This is a genomic window from Providencia sp. PROV040, from assembly GCF_032706145.1.
GTDB lineage: Bacteria > Pseudomonadota > Gammaproteobacteria > Enterobacterales > Enterobacteriaceae > Providencia > Providencia hangzhouensis.
In genome coordinates, this window is record NZ_CP120530.1 from 4,408,762 (window position 1) to 4,433,702 (window position 24,941).

General features: G+C 42.6%; 25 protein-coding genes. 15 read left to right on the forward strand and 10 right to left on the reverse strand.

The features are described from left to right. Positions 1-19 precede the first annotated feature (19 nt). Positions 20-1,096 carry an LPS export ABC transporter permease LptG gene (lptG, locus tag P3L40_RS20530; RefSeq protein WP_004264322.1) on the reverse strand — a complete coding sequence of 359 codons (1,077 nt, stop codon included), beginning with the start codon at positions 1,094-1,096 and terminating at the stop codon, positions 20-22. Continuing rightward, positions 1,096-2,193, reverse strand: coding sequence for an LPS export ABC transporter permease LptF (gene lptF, locus P3L40_RS20535; protein ID WP_036958756.1), 1,098 nt, complete (start codon positions 2,191-2,193; stop codon positions 1,096-1,098). The genes lptG and lptF overlap by 1 nt, the downstream gene beginning before the upstream one ends. Positions 2,194-2,532: 339 nt before the next feature. Between lptF and pepA the strand changes: the two genes are divergently transcribed. From pepA to P3L40_RS20555, 4 genes are all read left to right on the forward strand, one after another. Beyond that, positions 2,533-4,044: a leucyl aminopeptidase gene (gene pepA, locus P3L40_RS20540; RefSeq protein ID WP_004264329.1), complete on the forward strand. Its 1,512-nt coding sequence runs from the start codon at positions 2,533-2,535 to the stop codon at positions 4,042-4,044. A gap of 470 nt (positions 4,045-4,514) precedes the next feature. Then, the gene (locus P3L40_RS20545) at positions 4,515-4,964 is read left to right on the forward strand and encodes a DNA polymerase III subunit chi (RefSeq protein ID WP_136134079.1); all 450 of its coding nucleotides are present in this window, start codon (positions 4,515-4,517) and stop codon (positions 4,962-4,964) included. A 37-nt stretch (positions 4,965-5,001) separates the two neighbouring features. Further along, entirely contained in the window at positions 5,002-7,872 is a 2,871-nt protein-coding gene (locus P3L40_RS20550; protein ID WP_172974385.1) for a valine--tRNA ligase, read from the forward strand. Between the two features lie 158 nt (positions 7,873-8,030). Continuing rightward, positions 8,031-8,525 (forward strand): GNAT family N-acetyltransferase, encoded by a 495-nt coding sequence (locus tag P3L40_RS20555; RefSeq protein WP_196732664.1) that lies wholly within the window; start codon positions 8,031-8,033, stop codon positions 8,523-8,525. 68 nt (positions 8,526-8,593) lie between these two features. On the opposite strand, the gene rraB is transcribed toward P3L40_RS20555, so the two are convergent. Further along, positions 8,594-9,007 carry a ribonuclease E inhibitor RraB gene (gene rraB / locus P3L40_RS20560; RefSeq protein WP_172412242.1) on the reverse strand — a complete coding sequence of 138 codons (414 nt, stop codon included), beginning with the start codon at positions 9,005-9,007 and terminating at the stop codon, positions 8,594-8,596. Between the two features lie 169 nt (positions 9,008-9,176). Between rraB and argF the strand changes: the two genes are divergently transcribed. Next, positions 9,177-10,202, forward strand: coding sequence for an ornithine carbamoyltransferase (argF, locus tag P3L40_RS20565; RefSeq protein WP_094961633.1), 1,026 nt, complete (start codon positions 9,177-9,179; stop codon positions 10,200-10,202). A 117-nt stretch (positions 10,203-10,319) separates the two neighbouring features. Here the strand turns inward: argF and P3L40_RS20570 are convergent, their stop codons facing one another. The 4 genes from P3L40_RS20570 to phnW all read right to left on the reverse strand — a co-directional run bounded on the left by P3L40_RS20570 (position 10,320) and on the right by phnW (position 13,180). After that, positions 10,320-10,472, reverse strand: a complete 153-nt coding sequence (locus tag P3L40_RS20570) for a hypothetical protein (protein WP_153673787.1) — start codon at positions 10,470-10,472, stop codon at positions 10,320-10,322. Positions 10,473-10,566: 94 nt separating this feature from the next. Further along, positions 10,567-11,106, reverse strand: a complete 540-nt coding sequence (locus P3L40_RS20575) for a hypothetical protein (RefSeq protein WP_096864315.1) — start codon at positions 11,104-11,106, stop codon at positions 10,567-10,569. Positions 11,107-11,257: 151 nt separating this feature from the next. Further along, the gene (gene phnX, locus P3L40_RS20580; RefSeq protein ID WP_210853019.1) at positions 11,258-12,067 is read right to left on the reverse strand and encodes a phosphonoacetaldehyde hydrolase; all 810 of its coding nucleotides are present in this window, start codon (positions 12,065-12,067) and stop codon (positions 11,258-11,260) included. A 9-nt stretch (positions 12,068-12,076) separates the two neighbouring features. Further along, complete coding sequence (gene phnW / locus P3L40_RS20585; protein WP_196732668.1) at positions 12,077-13,180, reverse strand: 2-aminoethylphosphonate--pyruvate transaminase; 1,104 nt, start codon at positions 13,178-13,180, stop codon at positions 12,077-12,079. 139 nt (positions 13,181-13,319) lie between these two features. Between phnW and phnR the strand changes: the two genes are divergently transcribed. The 5 genes from phnR (at position 13,320) to phnV (ending at position 17,959) form a co-directional block, all read left to right on the forward strand. Further along, positions 13,320-14,039 carry a phosphonate utilization transcriptional regulator PhnR gene (gene phnR / locus P3L40_RS20590; RefSeq protein ID WP_196732669.1) on the forward strand — a complete coding sequence of 240 codons (720 nt, stop codon included), beginning with the start codon at positions 13,320-13,322 and terminating at the stop codon, positions 14,037-14,039. Between the two features lie 128 nt (positions 14,040-14,167). Further along, positions 14,168-15,181: a 2-aminoethylphosphonate ABC transporter substrate-binding protein gene (locus P3L40_RS20595; protein WP_094961637.1), complete on the forward strand. Its 1,014-nt coding sequence runs from the start codon at positions 14,168-14,170 to the stop codon at positions 15,179-15,181. Between the two features lie 6 nt (positions 15,182-15,187). After that, the gene (gene phnT, locus P3L40_RS20600) at positions 15,188-16,297 is read left to right on the forward strand and encodes a 2-aminoethylphosphonate ABC transport system ATP-binding subunit PhnT (RefSeq protein WP_196732671.1); all 1,110 of its coding nucleotides are present in this window, start codon (positions 15,188-15,190) and stop codon (positions 16,295-16,297) included. Between the two features lies 1 nt (position 16,298). Next, positions 16,299-17,159 (forward strand): 2-aminoethylphosphonate ABC transporter permease subunit, encoded by an 861-nt coding sequence (gene phnU / locus P3L40_RS20605; RefSeq protein ID WP_112308095.1) that lies wholly within the window; start codon positions 16,299-16,301, stop codon positions 17,157-17,159. A 2-nt stretch (positions 17,160-17,161) separates the two neighbouring features. Next, on the forward strand, positions 17,162-17,959 hold the full coding sequence (phnV, locus tag P3L40_RS20610) for a 2-aminoethylphosphonate ABC transport system, membrane component PhnV (RefSeq protein WP_210853017.1): 798 nt from the start codon (positions 17,162-17,164) through the stop codon (positions 17,957-17,959). Between the two features lie 61 nt (positions 17,960-18,020). On the opposite strand, the gene P3L40_RS20615 is transcribed toward phnV, so the two are convergent. After that, positions 18,021-18,377 (reverse strand): hypothetical protein, encoded by a 357-nt coding sequence (locus tag P3L40_RS20615; RefSeq protein ID WP_036958764.1) that lies wholly within the window; start codon positions 18,375-18,377, stop codon positions 18,021-18,023. Between the two features lie 443 nt (positions 18,378-18,820). On the opposite strand from P3L40_RS20615, the gene pyrB reads away from it, so the two are divergent. The 5 genes from pyrB to nrdG all read left to right on the forward strand — a co-directional run bounded on the left by pyrB (position 18,821) and on the right by nrdG (position 23,791). Continuing rightward, positions 18,821-19,756 (forward strand): aspartate carbamoyltransferase, encoded by a 936-nt coding sequence (gene pyrB, locus P3L40_RS20620; RefSeq protein ID WP_094961640.1) that lies wholly within the window; start codon positions 18,821-18,823, stop codon positions 19,754-19,756. A gap of 12 nt (positions 19,757-19,768) precedes the next feature. Continuing rightward, a complete protein-coding gene (gene pyrI / locus P3L40_RS20625; RefSeq protein ID WP_004905852.1) occupies positions 19,769-20,233 on the forward strand; it encodes an aspartate carbamoyltransferase regulatory subunit in 465 nt (154 codons plus the stop codon). 162 nt (positions 20,234-20,395) lie between these two features. Continuing rightward, positions 20,396-20,782 (forward strand): 2-iminobutanoate/2-iminopropanoate deaminase, encoded by a 387-nt coding sequence (gene ridA, locus P3L40_RS20630; protein ID WP_004907508.1) that lies wholly within the window; start codon positions 20,396-20,398, stop codon positions 20,780-20,782. A gap of 401 nt (positions 20,783-21,183) precedes the next feature. Beyond that, positions 21,184-23,322 carry an anaerobic ribonucleoside-triphosphate reductase gene (gene nrdD / locus P3L40_RS20635; protein ID WP_136134049.1) on the forward strand — a complete coding sequence of 713 codons (2,139 nt, stop codon included), beginning with the start codon at positions 21,184-21,186 and terminating at the stop codon, positions 23,320-23,322. Between the two features lie 4 nt (positions 23,323-23,326). After that, the gene (gene nrdG, locus P3L40_RS20640; protein ID WP_096864323.1) at positions 23,327-23,791 is read left to right on the forward strand and encodes an anaerobic ribonucleoside-triphosphate reductase-activating protein; all 465 of its coding nucleotides are present in this window, start codon (positions 23,327-23,329) and stop codon (positions 23,789-23,791) included. Here nrdG and P3L40_RS20645 read toward each other — a convergent pair. Continuing rightward, positions 23,788-24,225, reverse strand: a complete 438-nt coding sequence (locus P3L40_RS20645) for a YhbP family protein (protein ID WP_136134048.1) — start codon at positions 24,223-24,225, stop codon at positions 23,788-23,790. The two genes, nrdG and P3L40_RS20645, sit on opposite strands and share 4 nt — an antisense overlap. A gap of 319 nt (positions 24,226-24,544) precedes the next feature. Next, entirely contained in the window at positions 24,545-24,796 is a 252-nt protein-coding gene (gene bhsA, locus P3L40_RS20650) for a multiple stress resistance protein BhsA (RefSeq protein WP_136134047.1), read from the reverse strand. Positions 24,797-24,941 lie beyond the last annotated feature (145 nt).

A 24,941-nucleotide genomic window follows, 5' to 3' on the forward strand; every position in this document is an offset into this window, starting at 1 on the left:
TTTATTTGCCTATAAACGGTTATTTTCGTTTAACTAACAATGTGATACTTACTATCAGGAATAGGACGCTTGGCAATGCTGCTGCAATAATCGGTGGCACCGAATACACTAAGCTCCAATTACCGAATCCTTGGTTAAGTACGTAAAAGAGGAATCCCCCCACAATACCTGAAATAACACGAACGCCCATAGGAACGGTACGTAACGGCCCAAAAATAAATGAAACTGCCATTAGCATCATAACTGCCGCAGAAAGTGGTGCGAGGATTTTTTTCCACATGCTCAGCTCATAAACCGCAGCCACTTGGCCACTTTCTTTTAAATATGAGACATATTGATACAGGCCGCGGATTGATAGCGAATCAGCATTCAGTGAAACTATTCCTAGTTTTTCTGGGGTTAGGTTGGTCTTCCAATCCACCGTCAATCGCTGTGAACCTGTGATTTTTTTCTCGCTACTTAGAATTGACTCATCCACTTGAGATAACACCCAAAGCTGATTTGTCGAATCGTACTCACCATTCGCAGCAAACATCACCGACTTCAATTTACGTTGGTCATCAAAACGATAAATCGACACATCTTGAATCGATGTCGCATTATTAATCCGCTGAATATGAATAAAATCATTGGCATCTTTTGCCCACATACCTTCATCTGTCACAACTAATGAGTTACCCACGATTTTTTCTGCGCGATAATTTCTTGCCCACTGTTCTCCCGCAGGTGCGATCCACTCACCAATAAACATTGCGACAATGACCAATGGAACTGCTGTTTTCATCACCGATAATGCGATTTGTAAGCGGGTAAAACCGGAAGCTTGCATGACGACTAGCTCACTACGTGAAGCCAGTGCCCCTAACCCCATGAGTGCTCCCAACAAGGCTGCCATTGGAAAGAAGATATCAATATCTTTTGGGACAGTTAATAAAGTGAATACACCTGCGCTCAATGCCGTATAGTCGCCATCACCCACTTTGCGAAGCTGCTCGACAAATTTAATGATCCCTGCCAGTGAAACGAGCAGAAATAGCGTCACTAAAATCGAATTTAAAATGGTCCGACCGATATACCTATCTAAAACACCAAACATCAGGCAACCCCTTTACTCAATTTAAGACGCATACGTCGCATTGGGACGGTATTCCACGCATTTAGGACTATCGCTAATATCAAATACCCCACATTCACCGCCCACATAGTATACCTTGGGTCAAGGTCACCCTTATCGGCACTATTACGCAATGTACTTTGTAATAAAAAGAAAATGAGGTATAGCAGCATCGCTGGAAGCATACTTAATACCCGTCCTTGACGTGGATTAACCTCGCTTAATGGCACGACCATCAAGGCCATAACGACAACGGAGAATACAATCGTTAAACGCCAATGGAACTCCGCGTTCACTTCAGGAGTATTTTCAGACCACAGTTGTAGCATATTTTTTTGCTCGACTCGGTCACTACGCGTTTCTGCGGTTTGGTGGTCAACAATAGCTTGGTAATTAACAAAGTCAGTTATTCGAAAATCTCGCAGTAACGCGGTTCCTTCATAGCGAGTACCTTCGTTTAAAACAACGACTTGTCGGCCATCGGGGTCTTCTTTCATATAACCGCTATCAGCCACCACAACTGAAGGCCGTTGTTCATTTGCAGCGCGTAGCTGTGCAAGAAATACGTTCTTAAAATTACTACCTTTTACATCACCAATGTACAGGACATAATTGCCATCTTTAGTGGTTTTAAATTGCCCTTCCACCATCGCGGCTAACCCAGGGTTCGCTTTTGCATCAGCCAATACTTGCTCTTGATATTGAGATGACCACGGCAACATCCATGTGATATTAGCCACCGCAACCATCGCGGTAATGACCGCTAGGACTAACGCGGCTTTTACTAAAACACTTTTACCTAAACCGCAGGCGTGCATTACCGTGATTTCACTTTCAGTGTAAAGTTTACTGTAGGTCATCAAAAGCCCAAGGAATAGGCTCAAAGGTAAGATAAGCTGCGCCATTTCAGGCACACCTAACCCCAGTAAAGGAAGTACTAAGTTTGAGGGAATGTTGCCCTGAACCGCAGCGCCAAGAATATCTATCGACTTCTGGCTAAAAAAGATTAGCATCAATACAAAAAGTATGGCTAACTGACTTTTCAGGGTTTCCCGTACCAAATATCTAATAATGATCACGCTTATTACGCCTGTGAAAACTTGTCTTTTGGGAAGAAAATGGCTAAGTTCGTTCGATGTCTGCCATTTACTAACATATACTCTAGTTTATTGTATGGCTACAATGATATAAAAGCATTCTCTATACTGGTTGAAATATCAGAACATGCTTAATATTCGAGAAACCAGATATACCCGCCATACTTCATGGTGTATCGCAATTAACAGCATACAACGTGAGCTATTTCGCGTATAGATGGTTAGTTTAACATAAAGAGTTCATTCTCTATGAGGTAGATCATGCGAAACGCTAATTTTAGCGGGAGCATCGGCCTTTGTCTTTAAGATTCAGGAGAACGCATGGAGTTTAGTGTAAAAAGTGGTAGCCCGGAAAAACAACGCAGCGCTTGTATTGTTGTCGGAGTCTTTGAACCACGCCGTCTGTCCCCAATTGCTGAACAGCTGGACAAAATCAGTGACGGATATATCAGCGCCCTGCTGCGCCGCGGCGAACTTGAGGGTAAAGTAGGGCAATCCCTGCTACTCCATCATGTACCCAACGTTCTGTCTGAACGCATTCTACTTATCGGTTGCGGTAAAGAACGCGAATTAGATGAGCGCCAATTTAAACAAATTATTCAGAAAACAATCAGCACATTGAATGAAACTGGCTCAATGGAAGCCGTCTGCTTCCTAACTGAATTACACGTTAAAGGCCGCAATAATTACTGGAAAGTGCGCCAAGCCGTCGAAACAGCCAAAGAATCACTGTATGTGTTTGATCAACTGAAAAGTAATAAAACAGAACATCGTCGTCCACTGCGTAAACTGGTTTTCAATGTGCCAACTCGCCGTGAATTGACCAGTGGTGAACGTGCTATTTCCCATGGTTTAGCGATTGCTTCAGGTGTTAAAGCGGCAAAAGATTTAAGTAATATGCCACCAAATATCTGTAACGCAGGTTATTTAGCGTCTCAAGCACGTCAATTAGCAGATATTTCAGACAGCAAACTCACCACTCGAGTCATTGGTGAGGAGCAAATGAAAGAGTTAGGAATGAACGCCTATCTCGCGGTGGGTCAAGGTTCACAAAATGAATCACTGATGTCCATCATGGAATATAAAGGCAATCCAGATCCCGACTGCAAACCTATCGTACTCGTAGGTAAAGGGTTAACCTTTGACTCTGGCGGTATTTCAATCAAACCATCCGAAGGCATGGATGAAATGAAATACGATATGTGCGGCGCGGCTTCTGTTTACGGTGTAATGCGCTTTATCACTGAATTGCAGTTGCCAATTAATGTCATTGGGGTATTAGCAGGCTGTGAAAACATGCCTGGTGGGCGTGCTTATCGTCCGGGTGATATTCTTACTACCATGTCTGGGCAAACCGTTGAAGTCCTCAATACGGATGCCGAAGGCCGTTTAGTTCTGTGTGATGCACTCACCTATGTTGAGCGTTTTGAACCTGAGCTAGTTATTGATATCGCGACCTTAACAGGGGCTTGTGTCATTGCATTAGGCAGTCACTACACTGGGTTGATGTCAAACCACAACCCATTGGCTCATGAGTTATTAAACGCATCAGAGCAAGCGGGTGACCGTGCATGGCGTCTACCACTGGCTGATGAGTATTTTGACCAAATCACGCCTAATTTTGCTGATTTAGCCAATACGGGTGGCCGTCCTGCTGGTGCTATCACCGCGGGTTGTTTCTTGTCTCGTTTTGCGACGAAATATAACTGGGCACACCTTGATATCGCAGGGACTGCTTGGCGTTCAGGTGCAGCAAAAGGCGCTACTGGTCGCCCTGTATCCATGCTAGCGCAGTTCTTATTGAACCGCGCAGGCCTTAATGGTGATGAGTAATCCCATTTAGCGCTTTAGCTGTACATCACTCATAAAAATATCCCGATGAGCATTTATGCGACTCGGGATATTATTTTTGGTTTTTTGATACACCAAGAAAGCCATTTTGAGGCAGCTATAAAAAAGGTTATAATTCAACATAGACATAATTCCGCGCTTGGTCACCAAAAACGCGTAGCCAACACCCCTACAAATTGAAGTATAGCAATTTAAGCTATACCCTAAATAATTCAGTTTGTAGGTAGGCGGCAAGCGGTTGAGGCCTTGGGAGCATACAAAAGTATGTGACTAAGGCGAAAGCGTGTAGCCAACACCCCTACAAATTGAAGTATGGCAATTTAAGCTATACCCTAAATAATTCAGTTTGTAGGTAGGCGGCAAGCGGTTGAGGCCTTGGGAGCATACAAAAGTATGTGACTAAGGCGAAAGCGCGTAGCCAACACCCCTACAAATTGAAGTATGACGGGTATATGAAAAAAGGTACGTTTTACCAACTAGAACAAGCATCACCATTTCCTGAGCTTGAAGCCCATGAATGGTTAGCTTGTGAGCTCGCCGCCCAAATGTGGCGCAGTGGAAAGCGTGTTTTGATTGCTTGCGAAACACAGCAACAAGCTGAAAAGATTGATGAGGCCTTGTGGCAACGCGATCCACACCAGTTTGTCCCGCATAATTTGGCGGGTGAAGGGCCGCGTTATGGTGCACCGATTGAAATTTGTTGGCCTGCTAAACGGGGAAATACCCCACGTGATATCCTGATTAATTTACAAAATCAGTTCGCAGATTTTGCCACGGCTTTCCATGAAGTGGTAGACTTCGTACCTATTGATGAAACTTTAAAACAGTTGGCGCGTGAGCGGTATAAAACTTACCGTAGCGTCGGCTTCAATTTGACTATGGCGGCGCCGCCAACTTACTGAATACAAAAAGATAATGGAAAAGAAACCAGATAGCCCAATGAATGAGCCTTCGCTCGATAAAACGTATAACCCCGCAGAAATTGAGCAATCTTTATATGCTCACTGGGAGAAAAGCGGTTATTTTAAACCTAATGGGGATACCACCCAAGACAGCTTCTGTGTCGTCATTCCACCGCCAAACGTCACTGGTAGTTTGCACATGGGGCACGCCTTCCAGCAAACCATCATGGATACGATGATCCGCTACCAACGTATGCAAGGTAAAAATACCTTATGGCAAACGGGGACAGACCATGCAGGTATCGCAACTCAGATGGTTGTTGAGCGTAAAATTGCAGCAGAAGAAGGTAAAAACCGTCACGACTACGGCCGCGATGCGTTCATTGACAAAATCTGGGAGTGGAAAGCGGAATCCGGCGGTACAATTTCACAGCAAATGCGCCGTTTAGGCGATTCTGTTGATTGGGATCGCGAGCGTTTTACTATGGATGAAGGCTTATCTAAAGCCGTTAAAGAAGCGTTCGTTCGCCTTTATAAAGAAAACTTGATTTATCGTGGTAAGCGCTTAGTTAACTGGGACCCAAAACTGCACACGGCAATTTCTGACTTAGAAGTTGAAAATCGTGAAATCAAAGGGTCTATGTGGCACCTGCGTTATCCATTGGCTGATGGCGCAAAAACGGCTGAAGGCAAAGACTATTTAGTGGTCGCAACTACCCGCCCTGAGACCATGCTAGGAGATACCGGTGTCGCCGTTAACCCTGAAGATCCACGTTATAAAGATTTAATTGGTAAAGAAATTATTTTGCCAATCGTTAACCGCCGTATTCCAATTGTTGGTGATGAACACGCTGACATGGAAAAAGGTACTGGCTGTGTGAAAATCACTCCAGCTCATGACTTTAATGACTATGAAGTCGGTAAACGCCATCAGTTAACAATGATTAACATGATGGACTTAGACGGCAACGTTCGTAACGAAGCGGAAATTTTCGATACCAACGGTAACCCATCTACCGCTTATAGCTGCGAAATCCCAGAAGCTTACCGTGGAATGGAACGTTTTGCAGCGCGTAAAGCTATCGTCGCAGAATTCGAACAACTTGGCCTGCTGGTTGAAGTGAAACCTCATGACCTGACGGTGCCTTACGGTGACCGTGGTGGTGTGGTTATTGAGCCTATGCTAACCGACCAATGGTACGTGCGTACCGAGCCTTTGGCTCGTGATGCCATTAAAGCCGTTGAAGATGGCCGTATTCAGTTCGTTCCTCGTCAGTACGAAAACATGTATTTCTCTTGGATGCGTGATATTCAAGACTGGTGTATTTCTCGCCAACTGTGGTGGGGCCACCGCATTCCTGCATGGTATGACGAAAAAGGCAATGTCTACGTGGGTCGCGATGAAGACGAAGTTCGTCGTGAAAATAATTTAGGTGCGGATATTGCTCTGCGCCAAGACGACGACGTACTGGATACGTGGTTCTCTTCCGGTCTGTGGACATTCTCTACTCTCGGCTGGCCTGAAAATACCGACGCACTGAAAACATTCCATCCAACAGATGTATTAGTCAGTGGCTTCGATATTATTTTCTTCTGGATTGCCCGTATGATCATGATGACCATGCATTTCATCAAAGATGAAAACGGCGAGCCACAAGTGCCATTCAAAACCGTTTATATGACAGGCCTGATCCGTGATGAAGAAGGCCAAAAAATGTCGAAATCCAAAGGGAACGTTATCGACCCATTAGATATGATTGACGGTATCTCTTTGGAAGATTTACTTGAAAAACGTACTGGCAACATGATGCAGCCACAATTGGCTGAAAAAATTGCTAAACGTACTCGTAAAGAGTATCCAGAAGGGATCGAAGCCCATGGTACTGATGCACTACGCTTCACTTTGGCGGCATTAGCGTCAACAGGCCGTGATATCAACTGGGATATGAAACGCCTGTCCGGCTATCGCAACTTCTGTAATAAATTATGGAATGCGAGCCGTTTCGTTCTGATGAATACTGAAGGCCAAGATTGTGGTCAAAACGGCGGCGAAATGAGCTTCTCACTGGCTGACCGCTGGATCATGGCGCAATTCAATCAAACAGTGAAAGCTTACCGTGAAGCGTTAGATACTCACCGTTACGATATCGCAGCGGGTATTTTGTATGATTTCACATGGAATGAATTCTGTGACTGGTACTTAGAGCTGTCTAAACCTGCTGTTCATAAAGGTAACGAAGCACAAGTACGTGCGGCTCGCTTCACCTTAATTGAGGTATTAGAAGGCTTACTGCGCCTTGCTCACCCAATCATTCCATTTATCACTGAAACCATCTGGCAGCGCGTCAAAGTGGTTAAAGGTATTGATGCCGATACCATTATGTTGCAAGCGTTCCCTGAGTTCGATGCGGCTAAAGTGGATGAGCTCGCGCTAAGTGACCTTGAGTGGATCAAAGAAGCCATTATTGCTGTACGTAATATTCGTGCAGAAATGAACATCTCCCCAGGTAAGCCACTGGATGTGATGCTGCGTGGTGCTTCTGCTGATGCAAAACGTCGCGTTGAAGAAAACCAAAGCTTTATCAAATCAATGGCACGTTTAGAAAGCATCCGCGTACTGGCTGATGGTGAAGAAGCACCGGTTTCTGTCACTAAACTCGTTGGCGGTGCAGAGCTGCTGATCCCAATGGCTGGCTTAGTCGATAAAGACGCAGAACTGGCTCGTTTAGATAAAGAGCTGGAAAAAGTGGTGAAAGAAATCGAAACCATTGAAAGCAAGTTAGCTAACGAAGGTTTTGTGAGCCGTGCGCCTGCTGCCGTTGTTGAAAAAGAACGTGAACGCTTAACTGCCAATATTGAAGCAAAAGCTAAAATTGAAGCGCAAAAAGTGACCATCGCCTCTTTGTAATTATTAATCAGCTAATCATTTTTAAGCCCTTATCGATTCATTGATAAGGGCTTTTTATTCGAGTATCATCAAATGACTGCGTTCGCAGTTCTCAGATTGAAGTTCCCTTCTGGTTCTCTCTACACTGAGTTGTACACAATAATAATCAAGAGTTTCACATGACAACACAAAACTACAAAATTCGTCTTATCGAACAACAAGATAACGCAGGTATTGCCGCGGTGATCCGCGAAGTTTCTGCTGAGCATGGCTTAACCGCAGACAAAGGCTTTGCTGTTGCTGACCCTATTTTAGATACCTTATTTGAGGTTTATAGCAAACCGCGCAGTGCTTACTGGGTGGTGGAAATGGATGGCAAAATTGTTGGCGGTGGCGGTGTTTCACAAGTCGCGGGAGGCGATAACGATACGGCAGAATTACAGAAAATGTATTTATCTTCCGTGCTACGTGGCAAAGGCTTAGCAAAACAAATCGTACTGATGTCACTGGAATTTGCTAAAGCGCAAGGCTACACTCGTTGCTATTTAGAAACGACCAAAGAACTTCAAGCTGCTATTAAGTTATATGAAAAATTAGGGTTTGAATTTATTGATGAACCGTTAGGAAATACGGGTCATAGTGACTGTGAAATTCGTATGTTAAAGGCATTATAATTCTACGCTAAACAAAAAAGGATAGTTTTTAGCTATCCTTTTAAGTAATTATATGATGCGACTAATAATTAATGCACGCGATCTTCAGGGTCAACATCATCACCGTCTTCGTCGTCATACTCTGCATCTGGGTCTTCAAAATACGTGCCCCAACCATCATAGTTGATGCCCATTTTTTCAGCCAACTTCATTAATTGCTCAACCTGTGCGTCAATCAGCTCTGCATTTAAAGCACTTTCACTGATTACATCGCAACACATCAGGGTTTCACCCGTTTCAATTTCGAGCTCTTCTGCATCCGTGACTTCATATCCTAGTTTAAAAGCTTCAACGGCTGCTTTCTCTAACAGAGCAAAGTTGTCCGCAGAGAAGTGATGCTCAATCGCATACAATGCATCAGGATCGCTACCATCTTCCAGTAATTCCTCGATGATCAAGCGAGTTTCTTCGTACTGCGCATCGAGTTCAGCTTTATCTACCATATCCACACCCCTTTTGTTTCTTTGTCGCTCATCTTTCTTTGCGCCATTCTCCCACACGGTTGACAGTGAAACCATATATTTAAAGATAATTTCTTTTACATTGGGGGTTGATTTTGAATTTTTATGAATATAAATTGAATATTAATTCAAATCAAAAAGGCTACCAATTATGAATCCCCTATATAATAAACCTTTTTTAAGGTTACTTGATTTTACTTCTAGCGAAATTCATTCACTTTTAAAACTCTCTTCTTGGTTAAAATCAGAAAAAAAAGCGGGCACAGAGCAGCCCCTCCTTTCAGGGAAAAACTTTGCCCTTATTTTTGAGAAAGACTCAACACGGACACGCTGTGCATTTGAAGTTGGAGCATTTGACCAAGGTGCTAGAGTCACTTATTTAGGGCCTTCTGGTAGCCAAATCGGCCATAAAGAAACCATGAAAGACACCGCTAGAGTGTTGGGTCGGATGTATGACGGTATCCAGTACCGTGGATTCGCCCAAAACACGGTAGAACTCTTAGCCGCGCATTCGGGAGTGCCTGTATGGAATGGATTAACTAACGAATTCCATCCCACACAGTTATTAGCCGATCTGCTGACCATTCAAGAGCACCGACCAAATACGCCATTCTCAGAAATTAAATTTGCCTATTTAGGCGATGCGCGTAACAACATGGGCAACTCGATGTTAGAAGCTGCTGCTCTCACAGGTTTAGATTTACGCCTTGTTGCGCCAAAAAGTTGCTGGCCGGAGGAAGACTTAGTGAACACTTGCCAAGCACTAGCTCAAAAAACGGGTGCGAAAATCACGCTCACGGAAGATGTCGCCGAAGGCGTTAAAGATGCTGATTTTATCTATACCGATGTGTGGGTATCGATGGGAGAAGCCAAAGAAGTATGGGCACAGCGCATTAATTTATTAAAACCATACCAAGTGAATATGAATGTGATTAAGCTCACTGGCAACCCAAATGTGAAGTTCCTACATTGTTTGCCTGCCTTTCATAATGAAGACACCACATTGGGCGCACAATTAGCTAAAGAATTCAATATGTTTGGTGGCTTAGAAGTCACGGAAGAAGTCTTTGAATCGCCTTATAGCATTGTCTTTGACCAAGCAGAAAACCGTTTACATACTATCAAAGCGGTGATGGTGGCGACATTAGCGCCAGAATTGCCTGCTAATATATTTTAATTATGCTGCTCTGTAGACATCAATTTAAGCAAAGGATGTCTACAGAAAAGTTTGACGAGTTAGAAGTGGCTATCAGGGATAGATCAGGTGCTACAACAAAATTACATTGTAAAATCTTTATTTTTGAAGTGTTGATATCACTTTCTTTTTTTGACCAGTAACTTCAGGGGCTGTTGTTCTAAACCGGTCAGACATTAATACTTTAGCATTCGCTAACATAATATCGCGCATTTCTTGAGGCGATAATCTTTCAACCTTATTATTCCCCATAAATCACCCCGTATCATTAATGTTCCCAAGCTGTATTGTATCAAATTCCACAATAATTTTACAGCATGGTGAAAAATAGACTATTTTAATAGCACTATTGATTCGACAGTAATTCCGTAAGTAACGATAGCTGAATTAATCGCAAAGCGTCACTGGTTGCAAACATAACATTTTCATCCCTTAATAATTTGAAACCAAACTTTTGATAATGTGAGATCAAACCTTCATCAGGTTCAATAATATAAACGGCTTTACTATCTGGATATTGAGTAAGGAAAAAAGTTACCGCAATAATAACTAAAGTAGTTAAACGCCCATTTAGAGGGTGCTCAGGGAGGTCTCGCACAAAAGACTCAATCAAAAAAATATGTAAGTCACCACGCTTAGTCGCGTAAACACCAAGTACTGCACCATCAATTTCAGAACCTTTCTCTAATCTGAACCCCATATGAAAGCTGTCTTCACTGAGAAAATGTCCAAATTTGCTAAGCCAATTTAACACAGACCGTTTATCTCTCACTAAGGACTCAAAGTCATCTTCTGATAGCGTACTTACTTGTAAATCTAAGAGAGCTTCATCAACAAACTCCTGTAAAAAATCGACTGTTTTATGTAGATTAGACTCCGAAGACACATGCGACTCCCTATATTGTTATCCGTTATACTCTGCTCCTCATACCTCACCTACAAAAATATTTTGGCCTACTTTGCTGAAAATTTATATCAAATAAAAGTAGGCCATTCAGATAGAAAAAAGTGATTAATAAAGAAATAATATATACTGATTAGGATCTTTCACCATTAGCCAATCGGCTATTAATTATTTCAATAACTGATGGCAAATCAGCTAAAGTATCAATCACATAATGAGCGCCAGCAGCATATAGTTTCTCTGTGGCTTGTTGTTTCAACGCGTTAACTTCATCAATTGGCATCCCTTGATATTCATCCCATGTTTTACCAAATTCATTACCCGAAACCGCTAACCCAACGCTCCACATTCCCGCATTGCGCCCTTCTTCAATTCCGGGAACGGCATCATCCACTTTGATACAAGCGGATACGGAACCAACACCTAGCTCAATGACGTTCTGTAATGCCATCCAAGGTCCCGGACGCCCACCAGCAAGTAGATCATCACTTGCTATCCAGTAGTCGGGTTGGTAGCCCAATGCCTTTGCTGCTGGAACTAACTTTTCCATCACGGCACGAGGGTAACCTGAACAAGAGCCAATTTTAATATTTTGGTTGCGTAATGTAGCGATTGTGTCGACAACTCCGGTGATTGGCGCAGCAAAATCGACAACTTTAGCAATTTGCAATGGCATAAAGGCCGCGTAGATTTTATCGATATCCTCACTACTCATTGAGCGGCCAAACTTTGCGTTCCATAAAGCGTCTACTTCAGGCAATTTACCCAGTGCTTCAATATGTTGCCATTTTCCTAGTCCCATAGGAATGCGCGCTTGAGCCAATGTAATATTTATATCAAACACAGATTTAAATGCTTCGATGAAAATCTGAGTAGGGGCAAAAGAACCAAAATCTACAGTGGTACCCGCCCAGTCAAGGATAACGGCTTCAATACGGTACATTTCTTTTCCTTATTTTTCCCAGTAAATGGCTTTTTTTATTGCTACCAACAATGCATCAATGTCTTTTTCATAAACTTCACCAATATTTCCAATACGGAAACAATCACTTTGCGAGACCTTGCCCGGATAAATGACAAAACCCTGAGATTTTAAACTCTGATAAAATTGCTTAAATTGGTAATCAGATGAATTTGGTGAGTAAAATGCGGTGATAATTGGCGAATGGAGGTTATCTTCTAACAACGTGGTAAAACCTAATTTACGCATACCGGACACCAACTTGTATTGATTCCCCTGATAACGTTGAAAGCGAGCGGCTACGCCACCTTCTTGAGCTAACTCCTTGAGTGCTTGGTCAAACGCCAATACGGTATGAGTTGGAGAAGTAAATCGCCACTTACCTTGGAAATCTTCCATACAGCGCCACTGCGCATATAAATCTAACGATAATGAACGGGAATGCCCCTTACAAAGTTCAAGCGCCTCGGTACGAGCGATAACAAAAGCGAACCCTGGAACCCCTTGAATACATTTATTCGCAGAGCTAATTAAAAAATCAATGTTAAGCTCAGCAACATCCATAGGGATCCCACCAAAACTGCTCATTGCATCCACGATATAGCATTTTTGATACTGCTTCGCTAACTTCGCGACTTTCTCGATCGGGTTTAAAATCCCTGTCGTAGTTTCACAGTGCACCATCGCAATATGAGTGATTTGGCTATCTTGTTGCAATAACTGTTCAATCTGTTGCACATTTGGCAACGACACTTCACCGCAATCATAAACACAATGAGCCACACCCAATCGCTGAGCCATTTCAGCCATTCGAGCACCGTAAGCGCCATTACTGATAATCAAAACTTTCTCTTTATCACCGATTGCACTACCTAAAACCGCTTCAACCGCATAGCTTCCACTTCCTTGAAGCAGGACCGAAGAATACCCTGCTTTGGCCGTTGCCAGTGCCACTAATTGTTGACGAATATTTTGTACAACGCCTAAATTATAATCATCATCCCATGTACAGCTATCAAACAGCATGGCTTCTTTCACCGTTTTAGACGTCGTAAGCGGCCCCGGTGTTAATAGCAAATAATTATTGTTTGTCATTCAATCCACCTATTGGTCTATACCAGATTTCCATTATAATGGTCGTAGGCTGCTCAAAAGGTCAAAGGAAAAGTGCTCGTGAAACAAAAAATTCATATAACTATGTATAATATGACTGAAACAATGACAGGAAATAACCATGAAATTATCAGCGGATGAAGCCCCGCAATATCTGCTTATCAAAGCCCAATTACAGGAAAAGATTCAAAATGGCTCGCTAAAATGTGGTGATAAACTCCCCTCGGAACGCGAACTTTGTGCCATTTTCAATACCACTCGTGTCACTATTCGCGAAAGTTTGGCACAGCTAGAATCCAGTGGGGCAATTTACCGGTCTGAACGTCGTGGTTGGTTTGTCACACCTGAGCGCCTTTGGTTAGACCCAACCCAAAATACTAATTTCCATAAACTTTGCCTCGAACAAGGTCGCCAACCGAAGACAGTTTTACTGGATGGAAGAGTTATTACAGTTCCTCTCGAAGCTATAGAGCCGTTAAAACTTCAATCATTTGAACAAATTTATTTACTCACCCGCCTACGTTTTGCTGATGACAGACCCGTTTGTTACTGTGAGAACCATTGTTTACCTGCTCGCGTTCCTGAACTGCTACGCCACGACCTCAACGGCAGTTTAACGGAAGTGTACGAAGCTCATTTCAATTTAATCTATACCAGTATGCATTTGTCTTTCTACCCAACGGCAATGCCTGCCCAAGCAGCACAAGCACTGGGGGTTACGGTTGGCCGTCCAGCCTTATTGTTGCAACGCTTAAACTATGACCAACATGGGCGAATTTTAGATTATGATGTTGAATACTGGCGCCACGATAGCTTGCGCATCGAAGTCGATACTTTGTGATTATTTCTATTTATAGAAAATAATTTTAGCTATTTAGCTGCATTTCATCTTTCTGTCATATAAACCCGTTAGCGTAAAAAAACATCTGGTATATACCAGAATACATTTTACCTTAACAGGAGATAACCATGAAACGCACCTACTTAGCTGGTCTATTAATGGCAACCCTTTGCTCTACCTCTGTTTTTGCCGCTGATGTTGTGACTGTTTACTCCGCTGATGGCCTGCACGATGGCAACAACAGTTGGTATAAAAATCAGTTCGAGGCATTTACCAAACAAACAGGCATTAAAGTACAATATGTCGAAAGTGGTTCAGGGGCGATAGTTGAAAGGCTCGCTAAAGAACGCACCAATCCACAAGCCGATGTGCTTATTACCGTTCCGCCTTTTATCCAACGTGCCGCAAAAAACCAGTTATTAGCTGAATTTATGCCAGAAAATGCAGCAAATATTCCTAATTCAAATCACTTTTACACGCCGTTGGTCAATAATTACCTGACCTTTATCTATAACGCTAAGCTGCTTAAGTCTCCTCCTGAAAATTGGGACTCCCTACTCGATTCTCGCTTTAAAAATAAACTTCAATATTCAACACCGGGACAAGCTGGGGATGGTACTGCAGTGATGTTACAAGTTTTCCACAGTTTTAATGGCAAAGACGCAGGGTTTGATTATCTCGGTAAGTTGCAGGCTAATAACGTTGGCCCATCCGCCTCGACAGGTAAGCTTACCGCCCTCGTGAATAAAGGGGAGCTCTATGTCGCTAATGGCGACTTACAAATGAATTTATCCCAAATGGTACGTAACCCTAATGTCCAAATTTTCTGGCCAAAAGATGCCAATGGGGAACGTAGTACACTGGTTTTACCTTATGTTGTCGGCTTAGTTAACAACGGCCCTGAAACCGAAAACGGTAAAAAACTCATTAATTTCCTGCTGGATAAACCATCACAAAGCCGTGTTAGTGAGCTTTCATGGGGTATGCCTGTTCGTTCAGATATCACACCATCTGATAAGCAATACCAGAGCGCTGTCCAAATGTTAGAAGGTGTGAAAACTTGGCAGCCTAATTGGGATGAAGTTGAAGTTTCCCTATCCGATGATATTTCCCGTTGGCAAAAAGTCACTGATGGTGAGTAACTTGTGATGTTGATGAAACGAAAAGCCACTACTACAATGCAGCAAACCGAGCACTCTGGGATCACATTAGAGTCTTTACGTGTCTCATATCATAATAATGTCGTGCTAAAACCTTTAGATTTAACCATCGACTCTGGGGAAATATTGGTGTTGATTGGCCCGTCTGGTTCAGGAAAAACCACGGTATTGCGAGCCATTGCGGGGTTTGCTCAACCTGACAGCGGGCGCATCTTATTAGGTGATATGGATATCACCCACCTTCCCCCATACCAACGCGGACTCGGTATGGTTGTACAAAATTATGCGCTATTTCCCCATATGAAAGTGGAAGAGAATGTCGCATTTGGCTTACGAGCTCAGAAACAACCTAAAGCACTCATTAACGAGCGAGTCATTGAAGCCCTTAAAATCGTCGGAATGACGGATTACGCAACCCGCTACCCTCACCAACTTTCAGGGGGGCAGCAACAGCGAGTTGCGATTGCTAGAGCGATAGCCGTAAGGCCTCGTGTTCTGTTACTCGACGAACCGCTTTCTGCGCTAGATGCGCAAATTCGTCATAATATGGTTGAAGAAATTGCCCGTTTACACCGCGAACTGCCCGATTTAACTATTCTTTATGTGACTCATGACCAAACTGAAGCTCTCGCACTTGGTGATAAAATTGGCATTATGAAAGATGGCTACTTAGTCGCACATGGTGAGAAAAATGCCTTATATCACCGCCCACCCAACCGTTTTGCTGCTGAGTTTTTAGGCCGAGCCAATATTCTAGCCGCTACTGCGCTTGGTTTTTCAACAAGCCCTGGAAAAGTGAATGTCAGTTGTGGTGGAACATTGTTGGAGGCTCATACATTAGGCATGCGAGCAGGCACTCACAAATGGGTGTGTATCCGCCCACAGCACATCACGCTAGTACCAAATTCCAATGCCACCAATCAATTACAGGCCACATTGACGTCTATTCGCTGGCAGGGGGATTTAACGCATTTAATTTGTGATGTTGCTGGTGAAACCGTGAGTGTTGCCATCACCCATTTGGCCTCTCCGCCTAAAATAGGCGACAAACTCACTTTATGGTTTTCACCTGCGGATACCGTTTTAATTGAGGAATAACATGTCACATATTAGCGTGCCAAAAGGTTCATCAATAACGATAAAGCCCATTTATTGGATATTGCCGCCATTACTGGTGTTAGTTACGTTGTTTTTTTATCCCTTATTGTTGATAGCCCAACAAGCACTACAAAATGAGGCGGGTAGATGGGGGTTGGATGCATTTTGGCAACTTATTGAGTCAAAACGCTTTATTAATGGGTTATGGAATACACTCTACATCGCCATTTTGGCCACCTTAGGTTGCCTTGTGATAGGTAGTGTATTGTCACTGATCTTAGTGTTTATTCCTTTTCCGGGAAGCCGTTTTATCACGCAAGTGATTGATACTTTTATTGCTCTACCGACCTTTTTGATTACCCTAGCTTTTACCTTCATTTATGGTTCTGCAGGGCTACTCAATGGCACCTTGATGGCATTGTTTGATTTAGAATTCCCCCCCGTTGAGTTTCTTTATTCTATCCATGGGGTGATTTTGGCAGAAATTACCGTTTTTACCCCTTTGGTCATGCGTCCCCTTATGGCGGCACTGCGGCAAATCGACAAGAGCCAGTTAGAAGCGGCAAGTATTTTAGGCGCACACCCTGCACGGGTTATCGCGCAAGTTATTTTCCCTGCGGCGCTACCCGCCTTATTAGCAGGGGGTAGCCTGTGCCTGCTGTTAACCACCAATGAATTTGGCATCGTACTGTTTATCGGGGCGAAAGGCGTCAATACCTTGCCGATGATGGTATACAGCAAGGCAATATTAGAGTCAGATTATGCGGTGGCATGCATGATTGCCTTAATTAACATCTTGCTTTCACTCGGGTTATTTTTCCTATACAGAATGGCGACCACTCGCCTTGGGGTAAGGAATTAATTATGTTGATTTGGTCTAAAAAAGGACGAGCCACTGCCACTATCATTGCCATCAGCTTATTTGGTTTATTGTTTTTACTGCCTTTAGTGATGATTTTAATGTCGAGTTTCAGCCGCCAATGGAATGGCATTTTACCTTCAGGCTTTACTTTTGAACATTTTATGAATGCGTTTAGTGGGCCAGCTTGGGATGCCATTTTATCCAGCCTAGTGGTTGGTTTTAGTGCCAGTCTATTTGCGCTGTTTTGTGGGCTTTGGGCTGCGTTAGCACTAAGAAGACACAGTGGAAAAATACAAAAGTGGCTGAGTATTGCATTTTATCTCCCCAGCGCTATTCCTTCTGTGTCGATTGGGCTTGGGATCCTTGTAGCATTCAGCCAAGGCTATTTACAGATGAACGGCACTTTTTGGATTGTATTTAGTGCTCATTTTGTGTTGATTTCTGCTTTTACGTTTAGCAATGTTTCCACTGGGTTAACCCGTATTTCTCCCGATATTGAAAATGTGGCTTTTAGCTTAGGCGCTTCTCCTTGGTATCGTTTATGCCATGTCACCCTACCACTATTGATGCCATGGATGATTTCAGCATTAGCATTAAGCCTATCACTGTCCTTAGGGGAACTTGGTGCCACAATGATGTTATATCCCCCCGGCTGGGCGACATTACCTGTTTCCATTTTCAGTTTAACCGATAGAGGCAATATTGCTGATGGTTCGGCACTAACGATTGTATTAGTTTCGATTACATTATTACTAATGATGAAATTAGAGAAAGTAGCAAAAAGGCTTGGGCAAAAATAAAAGTTATCACGCTAAATAGCCAAGTAACCTCTACCTACTGGGCTATTTAGCGGCCTGTATACTATTCCCACATATACTTATCTTTTTTTGTCCAGCCTTTGGATACCATACATTCCAAGTAATAATTATTACGGGTATCTTCATTGACATCAATCACATAGCTTTCCATAACTGGTGTTTGTTCTTTATAAGTTTTGTCTTTTCCACAATCATCATCTTTTTTGCATTTTTTTTCGACATAAGACATAACAGAGCGCTGCGCAACTTCATTTTTGATTGGGTACAAATGAAGGGCTTCGGGTTTACAAACTGCATTCGCCTCAGCTTGAGTGAATTTTGAGCCACCGGAAACAGGTACCCAAACAGATGAACAGCCAGAAAGAAGGAATGCCAATAGAATAAAAAGTCGTGATTTCATAATGATCATATTTAATTAAAAAGAAAAAATATCTTACTCGTACATAAAATGTGTGTAAATAAATGTACTGTATATTCAATCATGTGATTTAATTTTGGTTTAAAAAACACCAATGCTCAGCACATTCCCTATTGAGAGATACTATTTCTCCCATTTTTCAGTTAGTTCAAATATTCACCAAAACGCAAAAATAAAAAAAATGTATTTTTCTTTATGCAAACGCTTGCGTCATGGAATGAGATGCGTATAATGCGCCACAATTTGCCGGGAGAAACCATGAACGCTGCTGCTCTATTTTTTACAGAGAACACCTCCACTGCACTGCCTTCTGGCGGTCTGGACAGCCTGTTTTTCCCCTTCTTATTTACAGAAAAGCCCCTCAATTGAGGGGCTTTTTTTTGGCCTATAGACCTAACATGTCTTGCTGACACAGGAGAACAACAATGCCGAACCCTTTATACCACCGCGATATCATCTCGATTAATGATTTAGACCGTTCAGACCTTGAATTAGTGCTTAATGTTGCGGCTTCATTAAAAAAACAGCCGCAACCTGAGTTTCTAAAACATAAAGTCATCGCAAGTTGTTTTTTTGAGGCCTCTACACGCACACGCTTGTCATTTGAAACAGCTATTCATCGTTTAGGCGCTTCCGTTGTTGGTTTCTCTGATAGCACCAACACATCCCTCGGTAAAAAAGGGGAAACATTAGCCGATACCATTTCTGTTATCAGCCAATATGTCGATGCTATTGTCATGCGCCATCCGCAAGAAGGTGCCGCTCGCCTCGCTAGCCAGTTTGCAGGCCACATTCCTGTCATTAATGCAGGCGATGGTTCAAACCAACATCCCACACAAACATTACTCGACTTGTTTACTATCCAAGAGACCCAAGACCGTTTAGAAAACCTACAAATTGCCATGGTCGGTGACCTAAAATATGGCAGAACCGTACATTCCTTAACCCAAGCATTGTCTAAATTTGAAGGCAATCACTTCTACTTTATTGCCCCTGAAGCGCTTTCAATGCCAAACCATATTCTGCACATTTTAGAAGAAAAAGGCGCAACCTACAGCCTGCATAATAATATTGATGAAGTGATGCCAGAACTCGACATTCTGTATATGACCCGTGTACAAAAAGAGCGCCTCGACCCCTCTGAATACGCGAATGTGAAAGCACAATTTATTTTAAGTGCGGCTGACCTGCATTGTGCAAAACCAAATTTAAAAGTCTTACACCCACTACCACGGGTTGATGAAATCGCAGTTGATGTGGATAGCACACCTTATGCTTACTATTTCCAACAAGCAGGAAATGGGATTTATGCAAGGCAGGCATTGTTATCTCTAGTTTTAAATAAAGAATTAGCTATCTGAGGAGGACATACCATGACACAAGATCATAAATTACAAGTTGAAGCAATCAGCCACGGTACCGTTATTGACCACATTCCTGCTCAAATTGGTTTCAAATTACTAAAGTTATTTAAACTAACAAAAACAGATGAACGCATCACAATTGGTTTAAATTTGCCATCAAGCAATCTAGGTAAAAAAGACATTATCAAAATCGAAAATACCTTTTTAACTCCAGAGCAAGCTAACCAATTAGCCATGTATGCCCCTGAAGCCACCGTTAACCGTATTGAAGATTACCAAGTGGTAGAAAAGCTTGAACTCACACTGCCTCAGTATATCGACAATGTGTTAATTTGCCCAAACAGCAACTGTATTAGCCATAATGAACCTGTATCAAGCAGTTTCCGTGTGAAAAAAATCGGCAAAGAAGTCGCACTGACGTGTAAATTCTGCGAAAAAGAGTTCGATAGAGACGCTGTGATCAATAACCAATAGGTTGTTTTTGCGTAGACTGCGGTGTTGTGTAGGTGCAATCCATGTTTATAATGGTGCCTAACACCCCATAAAGTTATACTCAAAGTCACACCAAGCCACAAACACCGCTGTGGCTTGCCATATGACGAGTATTTTCTCTTTACGTGATGAAACGGAGTAGTTATGTCATACGAAATCAATACAGAAAACGCACCAGCAGCGATCGGTCCTTACGTTCAAGGCGTAGATTTGGGTAGTATGGTTATCACATCAGGGCAAATCCCTGTTGACCCTAAAACGGGTGAAGTGCCTGAAGATATCGCAGCACAAACTCGCCAATCACTGGCTAACGTAAAAGCAATTTTAGAAAAAGCTGGCTTAAGTGCGGCTAATATCGTGAAAACAACGGTATTTGTAAAAGATTTAAATGACTTTGCGACAGTGAATGCAACCTACGAAGAATTTTTCAAACAACATAATGCACCATTCCCAGCGCGCTCTTGCGTTGAAGTTGCTCGTCTGCCAAAAGACGTGAAAATTGAAATCGAAGCAATCGCAGTACGTAAATAACGATTAGTTCGAGCCAAACACCCCATGCTTTGGGTGGGGTGTCTTTCATTACTGTCTACCTCCGATACAGAATAAACTCCCCGCCACAGTAGTCATTTTCATGCTTTGCGAATAAAGAAAATCACATCTCTTTTTTTATTTAGCTCACTGATATGAATACTGGCAACTGAAAAGATTTATTTCCTCTGCGCTTTTGATCTTCATACAAATTATTTTTTTCTTTGTTTTAAATCAAATGTTGGCGATCTAAATAAAAGCAAAATACCACATATTGTGCTTTAATTACACCCAATGACACAACATATAGTATTTATTCACATTTTATCCACAGATTAGTCCCCGTGATAAACATGGCAAATAGCTGAAGTCGTATTGTGGATAACTTAACAAGGAGAATGCCCGTGGGAACGGTTGTTATAAAAAGAGATGGTTGTCAGGTCGGTTTTGACCTTCCACGAATTCAGGAAGCCGTTAAACGTGCAGCGGCTGCTGTGAATGTTAAGGATGACGATTATTGTCTTCAGGTTGCTTCTGTTGTCACAGAGCAACTTTGCAGCCGTGACCGAGTAGATATCGCTGAAATTCAAGATGCTGTCGAAAACCAATTGATGGCAGGGCCTTATAAAGACTTAGCCCGTGCTTATATTGAATATCGCCACGATAGAGACAGCGAACGCGAAAAACGCAGCCAATTGACACATGACATTCGTGGGCTAATCGAACAAAGTAACGTCTCTTTACTTAATGAAAACGCCAATAAAGACAGTAAAGTGATCCCGACACAGCGGGATTTACTCGCCGGTATTGTCGCTAAGCACTATGCAAAACAACATATTTTGCCAAGAGATGTCGTTATTGCACACGAACGAGGCGAAATTCACTATCATGACCTCGACTATGCACCGTTCTTCCCGATGTTTAACTGTATGTTAATTGACCTTGAAGGCATGTTAACTAACGGGTTTAAAATGGGAAATGCAGAAATAGAGCCACCAAAGTCTATTTCAACCGCAACAGCTGTTACAGCACAAATTATTGCACAGGTTGCGAGCCATATTTATGGGGGCACAACCATTAACCGTATTGACGAAATTTTAGCGCCATATGTCGCTATCAGCTACGAAAAGCACCTAAAAGTCGCCAAAGAATGGGGAATAGCCGACGCAGAAAGTTATGCACACAGCCGCACCGATAAAGAGTGTTACGACGCCTTTCAATCCTTAGAATATGAAGTCAATACGCTTCACACCGCAAATGGCCAAACCCCGTTTGTCACCTTTGGTTTTGGTCTCGGAACCTCTAAAGAAGCACGATTAATTCAGCAATCTATTCTGAAAAACCGCATTGCGGGCCTTGGCAAAAACCGCAAAACGGCGGTTTTCCCTAAGCTCGTTTTTGCGATTAAAGATGGCCTAAACCATAAACTGGGTGACCCTAATTACGACATCAAACAACTCGCTTTAGAGTGTGCCAGTAAGCGCATGTACCCCGATATTCTTAACTACGACCGTGTCGTTGATGTTACTGGGTCATTTAAAACGCCAATGGGCTGCCGCAGTTTCCTTGGCACCTATGAAGAAAATGGGCAACAAATTCATGATGGCCGCAACAATTTAGGCGTTATCAGCCTCAATTTGCCTCGTATTGCTATCGAAGCACAGGGCAGTGAAGATGCGTTCTGGGCATTACTGGATGAACGTTTAGCTATTGCCAAAAAAGCCTTAATGACTCGCATTGCCCGTTTAGAAACCGTAAAAGCACGTGTTGCGCCAATTTTATATATGGAAGGCGCTTGTGGAGTTCGCTTAAAAGCGGATGATAACGTCGCTGAGATATTCAAAAATGGTCGTGCATCTATTTCTTTAGGTTACATTGGGTTGCATGAAACCATCAATGCACTTTTTGGCACACAAACTCATGTCTATGATAATGAAAAATTGCGCGAAAAAGCTGTCGAGATTGTCAGCCACTTACGTCAAGCCACTGATGAGTGGAAAGCCCAAACAGGCTATGGTTTCAGTTTATACAGCACACCAAGTGAAAATTTGTGTGACCGTTTTTGCCGTCTCGATACCGCTGAATTTGGTGTGATACAAGGTGTTACCGACAAAGGCTACTACACAAACAGCTTCCACTTAGATGTTGAAAAACAAGTGAATCCTTACGATAAAATTGATTTTGAAGCGCCTTACCCTGCACTCGCGAATGGCGGTTTTATCTGTTATGGCGAATATCCAAACTTACAACATAATGTTAGAGCCTTAGAAGACGTGTGGGATTACAGCTATCAACATGTGCCTTATTATGGAACTAACACCCCCATTGATGAGTGTTATGAATGCGGTTTTTCCGGTGAATTTTCCTGCACCAGCAAAGGTTTTACCTGCCCGACTTGTGGTAATCATGATACTAACCGAGTTTCAGTTATCCGCCGTGTCTGTGGCTATTTAGGCAGCCCAGATGCAAGGCCATTTAATGCAGGAAAACAAGAGGAAGTCAAACGCCGTATTAAGCATTTAGGTAACGGCCAAATAGGTTAATGCCATGAATTATCACCAATATTATCCTGTTGATGTGGTCAATGGCCCCGGAACCCGCTGTACACTGTTTGTGGCAGGGTGTGTTCATCAATGCCGTGGTTGCTACAACCAAAGTACATGGCGAGTGGATTCAGGTGTGCCATTCACCCAAGAAATGGAAGACCAAATTATCCAAGACTTGCAAGACACGCGTATTCGTCGACAGGGATTATCCCTGTCCGGCGGAGACCCGCTACACCCAGCCAATTTGCCTGCAGTGCTCAAGTTGGTAAAACGCGTTAAAGCAGTTTGCCCAGATAAAGACATCTGGTTATGGACAGGATACACATTGGGTGATTTAACGCTTGAACAGCAAAAAGTGGTGAGTTTTGTCAATACCGTGATTGACGGTAAATTTGAGCAGGATTTACATGACCCGCGCTTAATTTGGCGCGGTAGCTCAAATCAGGTGATCCATAGGCTTCGTTAAATTTGGCATTCCCAATATAGCTTGGTGCCAAAACCTAATTTATTATCCACCATTTTGACATTCTGTAAGTGAAGCAGCCAAACTGGCAGTTTCGCTGCTATTGCCACAGGGAAACGACGGCAGTAGAAACTGCGAGCGAGCTGTGCTTCCTCACTTTCTAATATTTTAATTTCACCTGTAAATTGAATACCTTGTATTGCATTCACAGCTTTAGTTTGCGCCGATATTGTGCCAGCCACTTGCGGGTTAGCCACCATCAATTGCCCATGCTTGGAATTCGGGTCTGTCATTAAAATCAGACACATCGTTTTCGCATCAAATGCATAGTAACAACTGGCAGGCCAGATATCATTGTTGTGATGAGCAAAAAGGGAAAAAACGTGTTGGCGAGCAATATAGCGTTGGATGTGTTTTAAAGTTTGTTCAGGCGTCATAGCGGTTTCCATATAAACCCGTTCAGAACAAGCTTTCGGGTTACCCCTAAGCTTGCTTAAACTGTTCTGAACGTAGGCATAAAATTCGCTATTACTATAGCCTAACTAATTAAAAAATGGTTCTAATTAGTTTTATCACTCTAATTAACTTGGGTTTTTACACTATATCCCCCAAGCCTTTACTCTAAATAATTCGAGTTGTAGCTAGGCGGCAATTGAACGAGGCGCTAGGAGCATACATAAGTATGTGACTAGTGCGAATGAACGCGGCCAACAACGCTACGGCTCGAAGTATGACGAGTAAATATGACGAATAAATTTATTTATAAATAGCCGCGGTACCACTCATGCTATTCTCACCGCCAGCAGAAATCACACGGAATGAGGTTGCGCCAGCTTCATCAGCTTTTTTGGCTAATTGTGCGGTCAGGTCATTTACACTCACAGCACCCGTTACTGAGACATAACCAGCTGCAGGCTGATTAGTATGTTGAACTTCTTCAGCCGCCATTGAACCAAATGAAACAGCACCCAAAGTTAAAGCAGCAGCGAATAATGTTGATTTTTTCATTGTATATACCTTCTTGTAAAATTGATTTTTAGTTGGGATTTTTACTGTCCCTCTGTGATATGGATCATATTATGCGCTTTATTTTGAAAAGAGAATTAGCTAATTTTGCTATAGTCATTCAAATATTTTGAATATTAACCTAGGT

What these genes read in the sequence shown, in the direction of transcription:
- lptG (WP_004264322.1), bottom strand. Translation starts at nt 1,096, where the DNA reads ATGTTTGGTGTTTTAGATAGGTATATCGGTCGGACCATTTTAAATTCG.
- pepA (WP_004264329.1), top strand. Translation starts at nt 2,533, where the DNA reads ATGGAGTTTAGTGTAAAAAGTGGTAGCCCGGAAAAACAACGCAGCGCT.
- P3L40_RS20545 (WP_136134079.1), top strand. Translation starts at nt 4,515, where the DNA reads ATGAAAAAAGGTACGTTTTACCAACTAGAACAAGCATCACCATTTCCT.
- P3L40_RS20550 (WP_172974385.1), top strand. Translation starts at nt 5,002, where the DNA reads ATGAATGAGCCTTCGCTCGATAAAACGTATAACCCCGCAGAAATTGAG.
- P3L40_RS20555 (WP_196732664.1), top strand. Translation starts at nt 8,031, where the DNA reads ATGACAACACAAAACTACAAAATTCGTCTTATCGAACAACAAGATAAC.
- rraB (WP_172412242.1), bottom strand. Translation starts at nt 9,007, where the DNA reads ATGGTAGATAAAGCTGAACTCGATGCGCAGTACGAAGAAACTCGCTTG.
- argF (WP_094961633.1), top strand. Translation starts at nt 9,177, where the DNA reads ATGAATCCCCTATATAATAAACCTTTTTTAAGGTTACTTGATTTTACT.
- P3L40_RS20570 (WP_153673787.1), bottom strand. Translation starts at nt 10,472, where the DNA reads ATGGGGAATAATAAGGTTGAAAGATTATCGCCTCAAGAAATGCGCGAT.
- phnX (WP_210853019.1), bottom strand. Translation starts at nt 12,067, where the DNA reads ATGTACCGTATTGAAGCCGTTATCCTTGACTGGGCGGGTACCACTGTA.
- phnW (WP_196732668.1), bottom strand. Translation starts at nt 13,180, where the DNA reads ATGACAAACAATAATTATTTGCTATTAACACCGGGGCCGCTTACGACG.
- phnR (WP_196732669.1), top strand. Translation starts at nt 13,320, where the DNA reads ATGAAATTATCAGCGGATGAAGCCCCGCAATATCTGCTTATCAAAGCC.
- P3L40_RS20595 (WP_094961637.1), top strand. Translation starts at nt 14,168, where the DNA reads ATGAAACGCACCTACTTAGCTGGTCTATTAATGGCAACCCTTTGCTCT.
- phnT (WP_196732671.1), top strand. Translation starts at nt 15,188, where the DNA reads ATGTTGATGAAACGAAAAGCCACTACTACAATGCAGCAAACCGAGCAC.
- phnU (WP_112308095.1), top strand. Translation starts at nt 16,299, where the DNA reads ATGTCACATATTAGCGTGCCAAAAGGTTCATCAATAACGATAAAGCCC.
- phnV (WP_210853017.1), top strand. Translation starts at nt 17,162, where the DNA reads ATGTTGATTTGGTCTAAAAAAGGACGAGCCACTGCCACTATCATTGCC.
- P3L40_RS20615 (WP_036958764.1), bottom strand. Translation starts at nt 18,377, where the DNA reads ATGAAATCACGACTTTTTATTCTATTGGCATTCCTTCTTTCTGGCTGT.
- pyrB (WP_094961640.1), top strand. Translation starts at nt 18,821, where the DNA reads ATGCCGAACCCTTTATACCACCGCGATATCATCTCGATTAATGATTTA.
- pyrI (WP_004905852.1), top strand. Translation starts at nt 19,769, where the DNA reads ATGACACAAGATCATAAATTACAAGTTGAAGCAATCAGCCACGGTACC.
- ridA (WP_004907508.1), top strand. Translation starts at nt 20,396, where the DNA reads ATGTCATACGAAATCAATACAGAAAACGCACCAGCAGCGATCGGTCCT.
- nrdG (WP_096864323.1), top strand. Translation starts at nt 23,327, where the DNA reads ATGAATTATCACCAATATTATCCTGTTGATGTGGTCAATGGCCCCGGA.
- P3L40_RS20645 (WP_136134048.1), bottom strand. Translation starts at nt 24,225, where the DNA reads ATGACGCCTGAACAAACTTTAAAACACATCCAACGCTATATTGCTCGC.
- bhsA (WP_136134047.1), bottom strand. Translation starts at nt 24,796, where the DNA reads ATGAAAAAATCAACATTATTCGCTGCTGCTTTAACTTTGGGTGCTGTT.